General features: G+C 53.6%; 12 protein-coding genes. 5 read left to right on the forward strand and 7 right to left on the reverse strand.

Translation table 11 applies throughout. The annotated features are described in order from the left end of the window. Positions 1-132: 132 nt before the first annotated feature. The 6 genes from GO013_RS01615 to aprB all read right to left on the reverse strand — a co-directional run bounded on the left by GO013_RS01615 (position 133) and on the right by aprB (position 8,356). Positions 133-792, reverse strand: coding sequence for a hypothetical protein (locus GO013_RS01615; RefSeq protein ID WP_163808298.1), 660 nt, complete (start codon positions 790-792; stop codon positions 133-135). 50 nt (positions 793-842) lie between these two features. Continuing rightward, entirely contained in the window at positions 843-2,114 is a 1,272-nt protein-coding gene (qmoC, locus tag GO013_RS01620; protein ID WP_163808299.1) for a quinone-interacting membrane-bound oxidoreductase complex subunit QmoC, read from the reverse strand. A gap of 10 nt (positions 2,115-2,124) precedes the next feature. Further along, positions 2,125-4,392, reverse strand: coding sequence for a hydrogenase iron-sulfur subunit (locus GO013_RS01625; RefSeq protein ID WP_163808300.1), 2,268 nt, complete (start codon positions 4,390-4,392; stop codon positions 2,125-2,127). 3 nt (positions 4,393-4,395) lie between these two features. After that, on the reverse strand, positions 4,396-5,631 hold the full coding sequence (locus GO013_RS01630) for a CoB--CoM heterodisulfide reductase iron-sulfur subunit A family protein (protein ID WP_163808301.1): 1,236 nt from the start codon (positions 5,629-5,631) through the stop codon (positions 4,396-4,398). A gap of 165 nt (positions 5,632-5,796) precedes the next feature. Continuing rightward, positions 5,797-7,794, reverse strand: a complete 1,998-nt coding sequence (gene aprA / locus GO013_RS01635) for an adenylyl-sulfate reductase subunit alpha (RefSeq protein WP_163808302.1) — start codon at positions 7,792-7,794, stop codon at positions 5,797-5,799. A 61-nt stretch (positions 7,795-7,855) separates the two neighbouring features. Continuing rightward, entirely contained in the window at positions 7,856-8,356 is a 501-nt protein-coding gene (gene aprB / locus GO013_RS01640) for an adenylyl-sulfate reductase subunit beta (RefSeq protein WP_163808303.1), read from the reverse strand. A gap of 613 nt (positions 8,357-8,969) precedes the next feature. On the opposite strand from aprB, the gene sat reads away from it, so the two are divergent. Beyond that, entirely contained in the window at positions 8,970-10,250 is a 1,281-nt protein-coding gene (sat, locus tag GO013_RS01645; RefSeq protein ID WP_163808304.1) for a sulfate adenylyltransferase, read from the forward strand. 339 nt (positions 10,251-10,589) lie between these two features. On the opposite strand, the gene GO013_RS01650 is transcribed toward sat, so the two are convergent. Further along, complete coding sequence (locus GO013_RS01650) at positions 10,590-11,027, reverse strand: glycine zipper domain-containing protein (protein ID WP_163808305.1); 438 nt, start codon at positions 11,025-11,027, stop codon at positions 10,590-10,592. 299 nt (positions 11,028-11,326) lie between these two features. Between GO013_RS01650 and GO013_RS01655 the strand changes: the two genes are divergently transcribed. The 4 genes from GO013_RS01655 (at position 11,327) to GO013_RS01670 (ending at position 17,394) form a co-directional block, all read left to right on the forward strand. Beyond that, a complete protein-coding gene (locus GO013_RS01655; protein ID WP_163808306.1) occupies positions 11,327-13,114 on the forward strand; it encodes a chorismate mutase in 1,788 nt (595 codons plus the stop codon). Then, positions 13,083-13,388, forward strand: a complete 306-nt coding sequence (locus GO013_RS01660; protein ID WP_163808307.1) for a hypothetical protein — start codon at positions 13,083-13,085, stop codon at positions 13,386-13,388. Before GO013_RS01655 ends, GO013_RS01660 begins: the two co-directional genes overlap by 32 nt. A gap of 118 nt (positions 13,389-13,506) precedes the next feature. Beyond that, positions 13,507-15,429, forward strand: coding sequence for an aconitate hydratase (locus GO013_RS01665; RefSeq protein ID WP_163808308.1), 1,923 nt, complete (start codon positions 13,507-13,509; stop codon positions 15,427-15,429). Positions 15,430-15,495: 66 nt separating this feature from the next. Next, complete coding sequence (locus tag GO013_RS01670) at positions 15,496-17,394, forward strand: SurA N-terminal domain-containing protein (protein WP_163808309.1); 1,899 nt, start codon at positions 15,496-15,498, stop codon at positions 17,392-17,394. Positions 17,395-17,479 lie beyond the last annotated feature (85 nt).

Below are 17,479 nucleotides of genomic sequence, written 5' to 3' on the forward strand. Positions count from 1 at the left end.
GGTGAGGACTCGGCAAGGCCGAAAAATGTGCAGATGCGCCGCTATCGCAAGCCGCCCGCAAGCCCGGATAACGCGCAAAAAAAGACCCCGCGCAAAAAGCGCGGGGTCTTTTTTTTGAGCGGTAATCCGGGCCTACCAGCTATCGCCGCCGAATGCGTCGCCTCCAAAGCCAAAATCGGCTTCGGGTTCGCCGCCCACTTTGGGACCAGTGGACTTTTCTTCGCCAGCGTCTCCGTCAGCAGCGGCTTCACCGGCAACACCGGCAACCACCACACCCTGACTCTTGACTTTTTCAACTTCAGCCATGAGATCATTGAGCTTCTTGGTCATCTCATCAAGCTTGCCAGAAGCGACGGTAACTTTCTGTTCACCGGCAGAATTCTGGGCCTCAACGGTTTTGACCTGCGCTTCCAACGGGCTGATCTTTGCGGCCAGCTCATCCTTTTCGGCGTTCAGCTTTTCAACTTCGGCTTTAAGGGTGGCGTTTTCTTCTTTCAGACCGGCCAGAATATCCAGCACAGCCTGCGCCCGAGCGGCCTCGCCTTCGGGCAGGGCTTCGATCTTGACCTGATTACCGAGCTTGGCGATATCGCCTTCGGCATAGGAAGTCAGACCGGGTTCTTGTTCATAAATCCAGGCTTTGGACAGAGCTTGTGCCACTGGGGCAACATCTGCATCCACGGAATCGGCCTGGGTGATGTAAGCCAGCATATCGAGCTGAGCCTGGTCAGCGGCGTCACCGCGGAGCACAGACACAAAAGCGTTCATTGGGAATACCTTAGCTTCAGCCATTTGATGCCTCCTTAACTAAGTAAGCTTCTTTTATATGTTCACCCAAGCGACTATTTGTCAGCGCCCATGGGGATGCGGCCAATTTTCTTGGCGTAGGACAATGCCACGGTACGATACACGAGGTGACCCAACTTGGACCACGGCAAGTACGCAAGCAGCATAAACACACCGATCAAGTGAATGTAGTAAATGGGATACGCCAGGACGGCCACACCGAGTACACGGAAAACCATGGCGAAAATACCAGTCAGGAAGAGGGTCCAGATCAAGGAGATCAGGTACCAGTCATACCAACTGGAGGATTGCTTGGTTTCGTCGAGATTGATGCGACGTTTGGTCACGGCCATCAGCCCGTACACACCCAGTCCGGCACCAACCAGTGCCAGCAATTTGATCGGATGATAGAATGGCATGGGGGTGTGTCCAATGGCGGACACGATATCACCCAAGCCGGTGATGCCAAGATTTCGCAGCAGCCAGCCACCCCAGTGACCGGCGGCAACAGTGCCGGTAACGATCATCAGAGCGATGAAAGCGAACATCAACCAACGGTGACCTGTTGCACGTTGGATGTCCATTTCGTCGGCATCGGCTTCGTTACAATCAAGGAATTGGGTGTGCTGCAATATTTCATACTTGGCGGTGTCAAACAGACAGGCCAGGAAGCTCGGCTCTTCTTTTCGCCCGACGATAAAAGTCTTGGGCTGTTTTTTGAAGCCATTGAGCATGTTACGCACACCGGCATAAAATCCCCAGATCATAAAGAGGAAGACCAGGATGAACACAGGGTCAATCACATAGTCACCCGGAAACAATCCGCCGAAGACGATTTCGCCATCGGCAGCGGGAATCCAGGCATGACTCGCAGCATCCCAGTTGAAGGTCGGCAGCAAAGAGCCAACCTTGCTTCCCATGATGAACCACACAATGCCGTAGAAAAGCGCAGGGATTGCGGCCAAAGGCAGCAAACCGCTGGAGCTGGACATCCATTTGCCGATGATCGGCAACGGTGCGAGGCTCCTGTACGCCATGTTCCGCAGGGCAGCCAGCAAATCGCCTGGCTTGGCACCACGGGGACACAGGGTCGAACAGGTTCCGCAGTTGTGGCAGAGCCAGATATCAATATCATTAACCAGACGGTCCTTGAGTCCCCACTGCGCCCAGACCATTTCCTTGCGGGGGTATGGGTTGTCAGCCGGAGACAAGGGGCACACCACCGAACAGGTGGCGCACTGGTAGCATTTTTTCAGGGAGTCGCCGCCCACGGCTTGCAACTCTTTAACGAACGTAAGGTCCGGTTGTACCTTGACGGTATTTGACATGCCGTACCTCCTAGTAACCCTTGAACGGGTTAGGGCCAAAGTTGGTGGTGATGTTCTCTACAAACTCGTCGATCATGGCCGGAACCTGATCGTACATGTCGATAGAGACTTCGTACTGCTCAACGCGTTCCGGTTCGACACCGAGACGTCCCAGGGACTCCGCAATATTTTCCTTGCGGCGGTTGCACAGTTCGGAACCCTTGACGAAGTGGCATTGGTAGTCGTCGCCGTACTTGCAGCCAAGCATCATCACGCCGTCAACGCCCTTGGACATGGCATCAGCGACCCAGATGGCATTGACTGAACCAAGACAACGGACCGGCAGGAAGCGCACATATGGGCTCCAGTGCTTGCCACGCATGGCAGCCATATCCAGAGCAGGATACGCATCGTTCTCGCACGCCAGGACGATAATGCGGGGACCGCCTTCTTCCAGGGTATCGGGAACCTTGACTTCCTTGATGGCCTGACCAATCTGGTTCACGCCATAGTTCGCAAAGGAGATAACCCGTTCCGGACACGCACCCATGCAAGTACCGCAACGGCGGCAACGGGTGGGATTCGGCTTTGGTGTCCCCTTTTCATCATCATCCAAAGCGCCAAATGGGCATTCCTCGGTGCACCGTTTACACTGTGTGCAACGCGTGAAATTGAACTCGGGGAAGCTCAAGTCGCCTGAACGGGGATGAACGGACATGCCTCGGTTGGAGGACTCAATGCACTGAATGGCTTTGAGCGCTGCACCGGCTGCATCCTCTGCGGCGAGACCGAGTCCCATGGGCTGACGCACGCAACCAGCGGCGTACACGCCTGTACGGCGGGTCTCGTAGGGGAAGCAAATGTAGTTGGAATCAGCAAAACCATCGAACAATTCGAGATCCGGGAACGCTGGCCCCTGACGATACACGAAGTTCATGGTCGGATTCGCCGCAGTGGTCGGGACAATGGCTGTGGGAACCACGACCATGTCGGCGGCCAGCTCAATCTCGGCACCCAACAGGGTATCCTTGGCCTTGATGATGACAGAGCTGCCGACTTCATTGACACCAGTGACGGTGCCCTTTGTCAGCATGATACCCGGATCATCCTGTGCGGCCTGATAATATTTTTCATTGATGCCAGGCACCATCATATTATCATAGATAATGTATGCGGTGGAATTCGGAGCCAGTTCACGCACATAATTGGCATGTTTCAAAGCGACCAGAGAGGTGATCTCCGAGCTGTATGCCAAATGCTTGGCGGACTCCTTGTCCTCGTACACGAACTCTTCACAGGCATCTTCGTCACTGCTGTCGTCGCAGGGAAGTTCCTCTTCACAAGCCTCGCCACATGGATCGTAGGAAACGCCGTCCATAAGGAGCGAAGTATCCACGATAAAGGCCACTGAAGACGGCGTGCGTCCGTCAGCGGTCTTGATGCTGCCGTTGGCTGCCATCAACTCGAATTCGCCAGCGGTCACAACGTTCTTGATGGAGCCGTAACCGAGTGGTGCGAGGAATTCGGTCTTGCCAGGAACAAAACCGGTGGCCATGACGACCGCGCCGACTTCGTACTCTGAACCACCGATAGTCGCAGTGTACTGCGCCGGAGAACCGGCAAGAGCTTCGACAGTCGCGCCAGTGATAACCTGAATTTTGTCGTTGGACTCGATCTCATTGATGAGAGCGGCCACGTCAATGGTTTCCGCCCGGTTTCCGAACGGGGCGCCCAGCGGATAGGATTTGTACATCATGGCGGCCTTGCCACCAAGTTTGTCATCCTGTTCCACGAGCAGGACGGAATAGCCGACCTTGGCAGCATTGAGTGCCGCATTCATGCCGGTATACCCGCCACCGACAACCATGATGGTCTTGTAGGCGTCGGGAAACTCGGGTTCGGGAATCCGGCTGTTCACCAGCTTGACGATTCCCATATTGGTGTAGTCCTTGGCGATGACTTCCATCTGACCAGGGAACTGCGGATCTTCTTCGTAGGACCAGACACACTGCTCACGCAGCGAGACTCGTTCTACTTGAACTGTATCGCCAAATTTGAACACGTCCCACTTGGCGCGGGGTGAACAGGCGCAACAGACCACGCCATCCAGACCGTGTTCGGCGATATCGGCCTCAATCATGGCCTTGCCTTCCGGGCTACAGAGAACCGGGTTGGACTTGGCCACGGCAACGCAGGAGGAATGCTTACCATTGGCAGCGAATTCGGCCAAGGCGTCAACATCGAGATTTGCCCCGATGTCACAACCTCCACAAATATATACTCCAAGCTTTTCAGCCATTGCTTACCTCCCTACCACGGTTTGAATCGCCCGCATCGCGGCAGCAGTGCCGGATTGGGCGGACTTCATGACGTCAAAGGGCTGCTTGGCACAACCCGCGGCGATGATACCTTCGCCATCGACGACGAAACCGTCAGCGTCAATCTGACCAGCCGGAGCCTTGAGACCAGCGCAACTGGGTTCCATGCCGGTAGCCAGAACAACCATGTCGAACTTTTCTTCGGACTTGATGCCCGTCAAAGCGTTTTCAACGGTCACGATGGGATTGCCCTGAGCGTCTTCGACGATTGCAGCAACCTTACCCTTGACCAGACTGAGCTTCTCATCGGTCTCGGTCAGGGCTTTGAATTTATCATACCGACCAGGAGTCCGCAGATCGATGTAGTAGATCGTTGCGCTGGCATCAGAGCGTTCACGCACATAACGGACATGCTTGAGCGAAGCCATGCAACAAATATACGAACAGTAATTCAGGTGATTCTGGTCACGAGAACCGGCACATTGGACAAACGCGATCTTCTTCGGTTCAGCTCCGTCAGAAGGACGCTTGATCTTCCCAACGGTCGGACCATTGGGAGCACACAGCCGTTCAAACTGCATGTTCGTCACCACATTCTTCAGCGTGCCCCCGCCGAGATTGGTCAACTTGGAAACATCATACGGTTTCCACCCAGTCGCAACGACAATGGCTCCGACAGCGAGATCAAGCTCTTTGCCTGAGTCGTCAAGATCGACAGCCTCATACGGGCAGGAAAGCTTGATGGCTTCCAGCTCGGACTCGGACGCATTCTCTGCATCCACAACGTAGCGCATGGGGAACATGAAGGGATGGGTCTTGTATGCCAAACCGCGAGTTCCAACACCGAAATCGAATTCGGATTCGATCCTGGTCGCCGTTGCCTTCTCACACTCGCCGCAGGCAGTACATTTTTCATTCACATAGCGAGGACGCTGTGTGATTCTGACGTCGTAATTTCCGGCGGTTCCGGTCACGGACGTCACTTCGGCCATGGTGATGACCTTTACATTTGGGTTATTTTTAATCCGTTGAAATTGAATCTCCAACCCGCAGGACGGAGGACACAGCTTCGGAAAATACTGATTCAACTGTGCGACCCGGCCACCCAGGTAGGGGTTCGTTTCAACGATGTACACCTCGTAGCCGACTTCGGCAGCTTCGAGGGCGGCGGTGATTCCTGCGAATCCCCCACCTACAACGAGAATACTATTATTCGACATTCTCTTCATTCCTCCCGAATAAAGTTGAGGCTCAGCCAACAAAATGGCCCAAACCCGGACCGGGAGCCCGTTCCCGGCCCGGATTCAGACCATTTTAGCCCCGGACGTTGAGAATGTGTCCGCGGGCCGGGGGCCCGCGGACACGGGATGATCATTACCTAAAGCTTAGGCGTCGGGGATGATCTTGACGTAAGGCTTCTTGAAGATAGTCGTCACGCCAGTGGCAGGATCGAATGTGGAGTTACAGAAGCACTTCCACTTGGAATCGTCCAGACCCATGAAGTCGCCGCGATAGTAGAAGCCCGGGTAACGGGATTCTTCACGGAACTCGATGTGCTGCATGTGCAGGCGGACGGTCCACAGGCGGTGGAACTGTTCCCAACAACGCATCAGTTCGTGCAGGTCACGAGCAGCGAGTTTCTGGGAATCTTCTTCCATCATGCCGAGCAGCCAGAAGCCGGTATTCAGCAGAGCCTTGGAGGTCATGTACAAAGTAGCAACACCACCACCGTATTCATCGGTGCACTTAATGAGGCGCATCATGAAGTTGTGAGGAGTGATGTAAGCCGGGTTGACAACAGGATCGGTGGAACCGGCCTTGTTCTCTTCGTAGGTGTACCAGGGTTGGTAGATTTCCTTGGTCAGCTCAGCACTGGTCTCTTTCAGAGCAGGCTTGAAGTCCTTGTGATCAACAACCCAACGGACCATCTGCTTACCGACGATACGGCCTTCAGCATGGGAACCGGAGGAGAACTTGTGACCAGAAGCGCCAACACCATCAGCACAGGTCCAGAGACCGTTGACCGTGGTCATACGGTTGTAGATCTTGCCGTTGTCAGCTTTGACCTTGTAGGATTCAGGGACCCATTCTTCATCAGGACCGGAACACCAGATGCCGCAGCAACCGGAGTGAGAACCGAGAAGGTATGGTTCGGTGGGCATGATTTCAGAACCGCGATCCTCAGGAGCGCAGTTAGTGGCAGCCCACAGGTTGGCCTGGCCAACGCACATGTCGAGGAAGTCTTCCCAAGCCTCGGACTCGAGGTGTTTCCACTCGGGACCAGCAAGGTCGCCACCGACAGTGTTCAGCAGAGCGGTTTTGGTGTCCATGAAGATCGGGCCGCGGCCTTCACGCATTTCACGGAGCATCATGTGGTTACGCAAGCAGGTGGGGATAATGTGACCCTTGGCGTAGCCGCGATCCTCGTAAGGCTTCAGCATGGCACGGTTGGTCTCACAATAATCTTCACCCTTGTAGTTGGTCGCCTTGGCCTTGAAAAGGAGGAACCATGCGCCGACCGGACCGTAACCATCTTTGAAACGGGCGGGGACGAAGCGGTTTTCCATCATGGTCATTTCTGCGCCAACCTGGGCAACCATGGTGTAGGTGGAACCTGCGTTCCATACGGGGTACCATGCACGACCCATACCCTCACCAGTGGAGCGGGGACGGTAGACGTTAACAGCACCACCACAAGCAACAACAGCGGCGTTGCACTTGTAGATGTAAACTTTGTTTTCACGGGTGGAGAAACCAACAGCACCAGCGATACGGTTGGGCTCATTGGCATCCAAAAGCATCTTCACGATGAACACGCGTTCAACGTAGCGGTCTTCACCAACAGCGTTTTTAGCAGCTTCAGCAACGATGCACTTGTAGGACTCACCGTTGATCATGATCTGCCAACGACCGGAACGAACCGGAGCGTCGCCGTTACGGATGGCGAGGCCTTCAGCCTTGGCTTTGGCACCGTCAAGGTTCTTGCCGTCTTTCTTGACCCAAACGGGGAGACCCCATTCTTCAAAGAGATGGACGGAATCATCAACGTGACGGCCAAGGTCGAAGATCAAGTCTTCACGGACAATACCCATCAAGTCGGTACGGACCATGCGGACGTAATCATCAACATCGTTATCGCCACAATACGTGTTGATCGCGGACAGGCCCTGAGCAACAGCGCCGGAACGATCAAGAGCAGCCTTGTCAACGAGTTCAAGAGTAATGGACGGGTCAACTTTTTCAATCCAACGCATGGCTTCAAAAGCAGCACCGCAGTTACCCATGCCACCGCCGACCAAAAGGATATCAACGTCTTTTTCGATGATTTCCGGCTCGGCGAGAGCTACACCCTTGGAAGCTTCTTTGCTGGGAAGCAGAGGCATAATATTTCTCCTAGTATTTAACGTGATTCAAGTTGTCTTACAGACACATACGCAGGCTGGACTAGACCAGGCTGGCGTAATCTTCCATCGTCCACTCTTTCTTCAGGTCAGCTTCGGTGACAGAAGCTTCTTCCATGACAGCCACTTTCGGGGCAACCAGCTCGGATTCAGTGAACAACAATTCGTTGTCCAGATCGGTCGGCTCGGGTTTGCCTTCGAAAGGTTTGATGGAACCTTCAGCAGTAGTACGGATGGGGAACTTGAAGCGTTTCACGCTGCCATTACGGAATTTGACGGTCCACATGATGTCTTCAGCGGAGCGCATCGGGATGGAAGTTCCACCCATAGGGGCGAAGTCGGCATATGGACGAGCTTCAATTGCGCCCTGGGGGCAAATTTTCACGCAGGAATAACATTCCCAACAGGCAGACGGTTCCTGATTATATGCTTTCATTTCGTCAGCATCCAGGATCATCAGATCATTAGGGCAAATGTACATGCAAGCGGTCTTTTCGCCACCCTTGCAGCCGTCACATTTTTCCGGGTTAACAAAGGTCGGCATAACTTCATCCTCCTAAAATAGGGTTTATTATTCACAACAACCGACATCCTCTACCTAAACAAAATATGCTTTGCACGTTTCAACCGTGCGGAATCTAGGAATTAGCAAGAGGAACACCCCTTGTCAACGTGAAAGTGAATTTTTGAACAAGCAACGTATGCACAACCCCCTCCCAGTACCATTCAAGCCACTGTAATAACACACTTTAAGCCATATTTATTACAAAAAAACACCCATTAATCATATAAGAAAACACTTCTCAGACTAACAACAGTTACCAATTGAAATATCAAACTTCATACATAATCTTATTTTTTGTATTTTCCCCTTTAAAATTCGGATTAACTATTCAAAATATAAAGAAATTTTACAAAAAAACACCCCCAGAATCTCTAGACTTTTTTTCGAAAGGATCTCAGACTTTTCGGATAAACGTTTTTTTATGTATAATATGACATGGGTGTCACAAAAAACAGCTTGACACGACTTTCACAAACAGCCAATAAGGTCACATGATCGACATGGGAAATATTCATGGCTCACAAACGCGGACACGCCGCAACCATGATTTAAGGCAATGGTTTAATTGAAAAAACTATTTTAGGAGGCTTAAATGTCCAACCTCGTAGCACCTCACGGTGGAAAAGGTCTCGTCTGCTGCCTGCTCGAAGGCGCTGAGCTTGAAGCTGAAATCAAAAAAGCTGAAGGCCTCAAGACTCTCGAAATTTCTGATCGCGCCAAAGGCGACCTCATCATGATGGGTATCGGCGGTTTTTCTCCGCTGAACGGCTTCATGAGCAAGGCATCGTGGAAAGGCGTTTGTGAAAATTTCCTGATGGAAGACGGCACATTCTGGCCCATCCCCATCACGCTCGACACCAATGAAGACGTTGCAGTCGGAGAAGAAGTCGCTTTGAAAGCCGCTGACGGCACTGTGTACGCAACCATGATGGTTGAAGAAAAGTTCGAAATGACTGAAGCCGACAAGAAATGGGAATGCGAAAATGTCTACAAAGGCCACGGCGAAGAGTCCGCTGACGACGTTTTCTGGAAAATCGCCATGGAAGATCATCCCGGCGTCCAGGCCGTCATGGCACAGGGCAAATACAACCTGGCCGGCCCGGTCAAGGTCTTGTCCGAAGGCGACTACGCCAAACGTTTCCCCGGCGTCTATCTGACACCCAAGGAAATCCGCGCCGAGATGGAAAAACGCGGTTGGTCCAAGGTTGCCGCACTGCAGTTGCGTAACCCCATGCACCGCTCTCACGAATTCCTGGCGAAAATCGCTGTTGAAGTCTGTGATGGCGTTGTGATCCACTCCCTGATCGGCAACTTGAAGCCGGGCGATATCCCGGGAGATGTCCGCATCAAGTGCATCCAGACCCTGATCGACAACTACTTCGTACCTGAAAACGTCATCAACGCCGGTTACCCGCTCGACATGCGCTACGCCGGTCCTCGTGAAGGCCTGCTCCACGCCACCTTCCGCCAGAACTACGGCATCAACAACATGTTGATCGGTCGTGACCATGCTGGCGTCGGCGACTTCTACGGTCTGTTCGAAGCACAGGAAATCTTCAAGAAAATCCCGTACCAAGACGGTTGCTCCGCCGAGCCTGGAAAGGCCCTGCTCTGTCAGCCCATGAACATTGACTGGACCTTCTACTGCTACAAGTGCGACGGCATGGCTTCCATGCGGACGTGCCCGCATAGCAAGGAAGACCGCGTCATCCTTTCCGGTACAAAACTGCGTAAGGCCCTGTCTGAAGGCGCTGAAGTTGTTGACCACTTTGGTCGCGACGAAGTCCTCGTCATCCTGCGCGAATACTACGCTGGCTTGACCGAAAAGGTCGAAGTCAAGATGCAGAAAGCCGCTTCCGGCGCCGACATGTAAAGGCAGCCGGTCGGTATGTACTGACCATTCAAGGGGAGCTGGCATATGCCAGCTCCCCTTTTTCAATATAATTATATGAATATGATCGAGAATCAGCCCTCCACTCTCCTTTCAGCAAACAGTGCAACAAGGACTGATGACGAGCCTTTGCGACCCAAATGTCCATCCATGTTCAAAATGGAACATGCGTTTTTTTCCGCCAAACATCACACACGTTTTCTGTGCCGATGCGGTATTCAGCAAAAACCGCACACAAAAGCTGTTCCATTTTTCCCAAGCCCTTTCATCGGGACAGACATCAATCGCGATTCTTCATATATATTCTATAAATAACAGAACCTATTGTTTGAGATGCCAGACACCCTTTTCGTCACGCCACGCTTTGGCCATAATTTCCTGTCCATCCCGAGCGTCCTTGATAACCACATCCCTGTAGACTCTTTCTTCGGCCATATATGGAGGAGACGGCGTTGCAGTATAACTGGCCCCGGTGTCGGGATTAGTCCAGGAACTCGGCTGACCGGACCGACCTTTTTCAAGCGTCCGTTGCACCTGCTGTTCATCGCTTTTGTCCCATTCGTTTCCAACGATATAGCCCATCAGCACACCAACACCGGCCCCGACCGCGGCTCCGAGTAATTTGTCATTGAATGTCAAAGCACCAATCGTGGCACCGGCCAAACCACCGACCGTGGCCCCCTGCTGCGCTTTATTCGCACATCCAAATCCTCCCAAAAGGAACCCCACCATCACACAAACAATCAAAATATTCCGCATTCGAAACCTCCTTTGCAGTCCAGCCACCACGATTCATCCCGATGCACAAAAGCCCACAACACGCTTTTCACACCATGTACCGGGCACTGTACCGCACTCTGAGTCGTGCGCTTATTATTATCTCTACAGTCGCTTGCACGAACAGGCACCACATGAGTCAACACTGCGTCACCACACGACAAAATCTCGACAAAAACGGCCTCATTCATGGCACTTGCGTCTCACCGAATTTCAAGGTAGAAAGGCTGTTCCTCTTTTTTTGAGGAAAACCATATATACATAAGGAAGACGGTAAGACGATGATCAAGATCCGCAAAGATGACACCAGTGGTCCCTCCCATGAACGACCACGCCGTGATGAAACCCGAGCACCTCGCACATTCGAAAAGCGAGGCGGGCCAAGGGATGGCGGCCGAAAATTCGACAAACGCGGCGGCGGCAACCGTGGAGGTCGTGATTTTTTTGGCAATAAGCCGCAACGCCCTGTCCTCGACGACAACGCTCCTGCCAAATCCGAGATTGTCGCAAACCACCGTTTCAACGACATTTCCGACCTCGACGACCAGATCCTGCACCTGCTGGAAAAACGGGCATTCCTGATCCGCAAGGAAGGTGCATGGCGCAAATCCAAGCAAAAGTCCTTGGTCGATCCCAAACTTGAAAAGTTGCTCAGAGGCTCTTTTGACCGCAAGGCCGGAGAACTCAGCCTTGACGCCAAACTCTCCAAACAGCTCTTCACACTGCTCAATCAATTTTCATTGGCCGACGTTCGCAAGAAATTCGAAGGCGAAGGATACAAACTCGCTCCTCGCGTGGACCGCATCAAGGCCGGTATCGCCGGACCGCGTTCCTTCCGTTTCACCCGCATGATGCTTGCCATGGCAGCCAGTGCCGGTACAAAAACCACCCTGTCCCCAGTGACAATGAACGCCCCGAACAAGGACTTGGCCAAAGCTTTGAAACAGGTCGGTGCTCCCATTTCGTGGGATGATGACTGGATCAGGAACGAAGGCGGGAAAACCCTTGAATTCGAAGGGAACATGGCCTTTGTGGGTGAAGATCCCTTCAACTTCTACATGCTGCTCTGTCTGGCTCTCGGCCACGCAGGTCGCTGTAAATTCACTGGCAAACCCGCCCTGCAATTGCTGGACGTAGCCTCCCTGAACAAGATTCTGCCGAGACTCGGAGCCAGACTGGTTCCCATGAATCCCAACAACCCGGGCCTCCCCGTCCGTTTGGAATGTGGCGGTTTCATGGATGAAACAATCACTTTGCCCGGCAACGTCGATCCCGAGTTCGCCGCAGCCCTGACCCTGGCAGCGTGGTCCTTCTCCGGAGGCCTGACTATCAACGGCCTGAACAAGGACGCCCGCGCCCGTGTCGCCGAAGCCGTTGAAGTCCTCACCGTCTGCGGGATCAAGGCCACGTTGAAAAATGATTCTGTCACGGTCTCGGACGGTGTGCCAGAAATCGACGAAGACCCGTTGTTGCCGCTGTCCGTCAAGCTCAATGCCATGCTTCTGGCCCTGCCCATCCTGAGTGGTGGTTCCATCAACATCGAAGGGACCTGGCCGAAAAACGAACAGGCTGACATGGTGCTGAAACAACTGAAAGCACTCGGTCTGTCCATCAATGTGGCCACGGAAAACCTGGTCGCAATCATGGACGGTCCACTGCCCGAATCTGCGGACATCTTCCTGGGTGAAGACTCGGCCCTGATGCCGTTGGCCCTGGCCCTGGCTCTCAAGGTCGGCAACGCCACCCTGAAGGGAGCCGAGAATCCCACGACTCTGGAATTGCTTGACCGTATGGGCGCATCGTATGAAATAACCGAAGACGGCATCGCGTTGAAAGCCGGCAAACGGCAATGGGACGGCACCTGGTTCAGTCCTGATCCCATTTGGTCCATGGGCTGTGCAATGGCCGCATATTCCGTGCCCGGCATTGTGCTCGAAAACCACGGTGAAGTGACGGCAACCTGGCCAGAATTCTGGAACTTCTATAACTCCCTGCCCACCGGCATCATGAAACCGAAGCCGGTACGTGAGAAGAAAGATGACACACGCAGACGAATCAAAATCCGGTGAGAAACGACTCAGCGATGATAAGGCAACGTTAGAAAAAGAAGTGGCGGAACTGACACTTGAGCGAGAAAAAACGCAGGTCAGCATCCGCCAATTCATGGAAGACGAAGACCTCAAAAATGGCGTCTATTATCATAACGAGATATTCCAGTTGCAGCAGGACAAACTGCGGTTGGATGTGGAAATAAAATTCCGCACCAACAAGATCAACCGGATCAATCTCGGCATTGAAGACATGGAGGCCAGCGGCGGCGTCAAAAACGGATTCCTGTTTTAAGACCGGTAACATACCGTTTCAACGCAATTCATTTGGGAGAGGAGAGGCCCAAATGCTCTTCGGAGATGCGTTGAAACGGGTCTGAGAGAGACCTTTTTGCACTGTGAGGAAAAAAGATATGGGCAAAAATATCACGCACAAGATTATTGAAAAACATCTCGTCTCCGGTGACATGATCCCGGGACGGGAAATCGGACTTCGCATCGACCAGACTCTGACACAGGATGCCACCGGCACCATGGCATGGCTACAATTCGAAGCCATTGGCGTCGGTCAGGTCAAAACGGATCTCTCTGTCAGTTACGTAGACCACAATACCCTCCAGATGGGATTTCGCAATCCCGATGACCATCGATATCTGCGGACCGTGGCCGCCAAGTCTGGCGCGGTCTTTTCACCGGCCGGAACCGGCATTTGTCATCAACTGCATCTGGAAAACTTCGGGAAACCCGGTTCGACGCTCATCGGGTCAGACTCTCATACCCCCACTGCGGGTGGTATCGGAGCCATGTCCATGGGTGCCGGAGGACTGTCCGTGGCACTGGCCATGGCCGGAGAAGCCTACTTCATTCCTATGCCCGAAGTGGTCAAGGTCAACCTGACCGGAAAACTCACCGGCTGGGCAGCAGGCAAAGATGTGATTCTCGAACTGCTTCGCCGTCTGACCGTCAAGGGCGGCGTCGGCAAAGTATTTGAATACGCCGGTCCTGGCGTTGCGGCCCTGTCCGTGCCGGAACGGGCCACCATCACGAACATGGGGGCCGAACTCGGTGCGACCACATCCATCTTCCCGTCCGATGATCGGACCAGGGACTTTTTGGACAAGATGGGCCGAAGCGATGATTTCGTGGAACTCATCGCCGATCCCGACGCCGAATACGACGAGGTCATCGACATCGACCTGTCTACCCTCGAACCGATGGTCGCCCAACCGCACATGCCCGATCAGGTCTGTCCGATCCGTGAACTGGCCGGGAAAAAGATCGACCAAGTCGCCATTGGCTCCTGCACCAACTCATCCTATTCCGATCTCAAAAACACGGCCCAGATACTGGCCGGGAAGCAGACACCCCCGGAAACCGATCTGATGATTTCCCCCGGCTCCAAGCAGGTTCTGAAACTGCTGGCCCGAGAAAACCTCATCGAACCAGTGCTGGACGCGGGTGCTCGTTTGCTGGAATGTTCCTGCGGTCCGTGCATCGGCATGGGCGGTTCCCCGACCACAGCCGGGGTCTCGGTCCGTACCTTCAACCGCAATTTCGAAGGTCGATCCGGCACCTTGGATGGCCAAGTCTATCTGGTATCCGCCCAATCCGCAGCCCGACTGGCGTTGGATGGAGCATTCACCGATCCAGCCACCTGGGGACCAGCTCCCGAACGCGTGGACCTGCCCGAAAATGTGCCGTCCATCCGCTCGTTGTTCGTGTTTCCCCCGGAAGACCCGACATCGGTGGAGGTACTGCGCGGACCCAATATTGTCGCCCTTGAAAAATTCGACGGACTGCCGGACACCATCGAGGCGCAGATTCTCCTCAAGGTGGACGACAATATCACCACGGACCACATCCTGCCCGCTGGTGCGGAAATCACGGCCCTGCGATCCAATATTCCGGCCATCAGCCAATATATCTTCAACCGGGTGGACGCAGAATTTGTCGGTCGGATGAAAGCGGCCGGACAGGGAATCATTCTGGGCGGTGAAAACTACGGACAAGGGTCCAGCCGGGAACACGCGGCATTGGGTCCCCGACATCTCGGTGTCAAGGCCGTCATCGTCAAATCCCTGGCCCGTATTCATCGCGCCAACCTGATAAACTTCGGTATCTTGCCGTTGTTGCTGACCAACCCGGCTGACTATGACAGCTTGAGCCAAGGAAAGACGCTCACCATCCCGGCCAAAGACATGAAACCGGGCGGAACGATCTCCATCACGATAGACGATGGCAAAATCGTTCCAGTGACAAATGATTTGACCAAAAAGGAACTGGAGATTATCCAGTCAGGTGGACTTCTCAATGCTGTCAGAGAAAGCCACACATAAAATGTGAGCAACTGCCGCCCTCTTTATGAGGATGGTGTCCTGTCAAACAGAGCTACTGGAGCTAAAATGTTAGAAATAATGCGTGAAAATGCTTCCGGCTGGATCGTCAAGATCCTGTTTGCCATCATTATTATCGTTTTCGTCTTTGCCTTTGGTATGTCCGGGCTTGCCCCCACCGGCGATCCGGTCATGGCAACGGTCAACGACCAAATCATCACACGGGCCGAGTACGAATTCGCCTATCAACGCATGGCAGAGGCCATTGGCAACTCAAATCCGAACGTCACTTCAGCGCAGTTGCAGAGCGCACAATTCAAACAGATGGTCATGGGCGAACTTATCAGCAAGAAATTATTGCTGGATGAAGCCGAAAAACTCGGCATCGGCGCATCCGATCAGGAAGTAGTTCAAGGCATTGCCACGCAACCCATGTTCAAGAACAAACAAGGTGTCTTCGACAAGGGCATCTATCAGGCCGCCCTGCGAAGCATCCGCATGACCCCGGCCCAGTTCGAAGCTGATTTCAAGCAGGAACTCATCATCGACAAGGTCAAACAGGGTGTGGGCAGCACAACCTCGGCCACCCCGGATCAGGCCCGTCAAATCTTTGATTGGGTGGGCGAACAGGCCCGCATCGATTACATTCAGGTGTCACCCAAGGACTTCATGAAGACGGTGACCGTGTCCAAGGACGAAATCAAGGCGTACTTCCTGACCAACAAGGATCGCTTCACCGCACCTGCACAAGTCCGCCTGCGCCTCATCTCCTTCACCCCGGACGCTCTGGCCAAATTCCAGACCGTCACCGATGAAGAAATCAAGGCGTACTACGCCGCCAACAGCAAGCAGCTCCAGCAGCCCGAACAGGTCCACGCCCGTCACATTCTCGTGATGGTCAAGGATACCGATTCCGACGCTGACAAGAAAAAAGCCAAAGCCAAAATTGATGATGTCCTGACCCAGGCCAAGGCCGGAACGGACTTCGCGACACTGGCACAAAAATATTCCGAAGGTCCGAGCGGACCCAACGGTGGTGATCTCGGCTGGTTTGGCCGTGGAGCCATGGTCCCCGAATTCGAAAAAGCGGCTTTTGACACCCCAGCCGGTTCCGTTTCCGGTCTGGTCAAAACCCAGTTCGGCTGGCACATCATCAAGGTGGAAGAACGCAAAAACGCCTCCACCCAGACGCTGGACGAGGTCAAAGACGAGTTGCGCACCCGAATTGCTCAGGAAAAAGCGTCTGAAAAAATCACCGAACAATTGGACCAGGCTCTGGATCGTCTGATCTCAGGCATGACCATCGAAGAGATTGCCAAAGAACTGAATCTCGAAGCCGTGACCACCGAACCAATGCCCGCACTGTTCTTGACACAGGTTTTCGGCCTGACTCAGGAAGCGGCCAAGACCGTTCAGGAACTGGCTGTCGGTGAGGCGCACAAGGCCCCCATCGCCGTGAATGGCGGATACATGCTGGTTGAAAAAGTTGAAGACGTTCCCCCGACACTCATGCCGCTGGACAAGGTCGCACCGACCATCGTCAACACCATCAAAAAGCAGAAAAGCCATGAAATGGCCCAAAACAGAGCGGAAAAAATTCACGCCGAGTTGACGGGTACCAATGCAGCCAAGGCCGCCAAGACCTATGCACGCCGCATCAAGACGTCCGAACCGTTTGGCCGTCAGGGCGACATCGCCGGTCTGGGACAGAGCAAACCGCTGACTGAAGCCGTTTTCAAGGCCAAGGGCACTGACTGGCTGCCGCTGGTGTACACCATGCCGGAAAGCGTCCTGGTCGTTCGACTGAAAGAACACATCCCCGCTTCCGACGAGCTTTGGACCGAGCAAAAAGCATTCTGGATCAAACAGGCCGGACAGGGCTATCGTCAGGAAATGCTGGCCGCGTTCATGGATGAGCTGAGCAAGAATGCCGATATCGACATCGTTCACCCGGAAATCCTGCAATAGGACTCAATCCATATAAAATGTAAACGGCCTTTCCTGTTTCAGGGAAGGCCGTTTTTTCATGGCTTCCAGACATTCCTTTGCGCAA

This window comes from Pseudodesulfovibrio sp. JC047, from assembly GCF_010468615.1.
In the GTDB taxonomy this organism is placed as follows: domain Bacteria; phylum Desulfobacterota; class Desulfovibrionia; order Desulfovibrionales; family Desulfovibrionaceae; genus Pseudodesulfovibrio.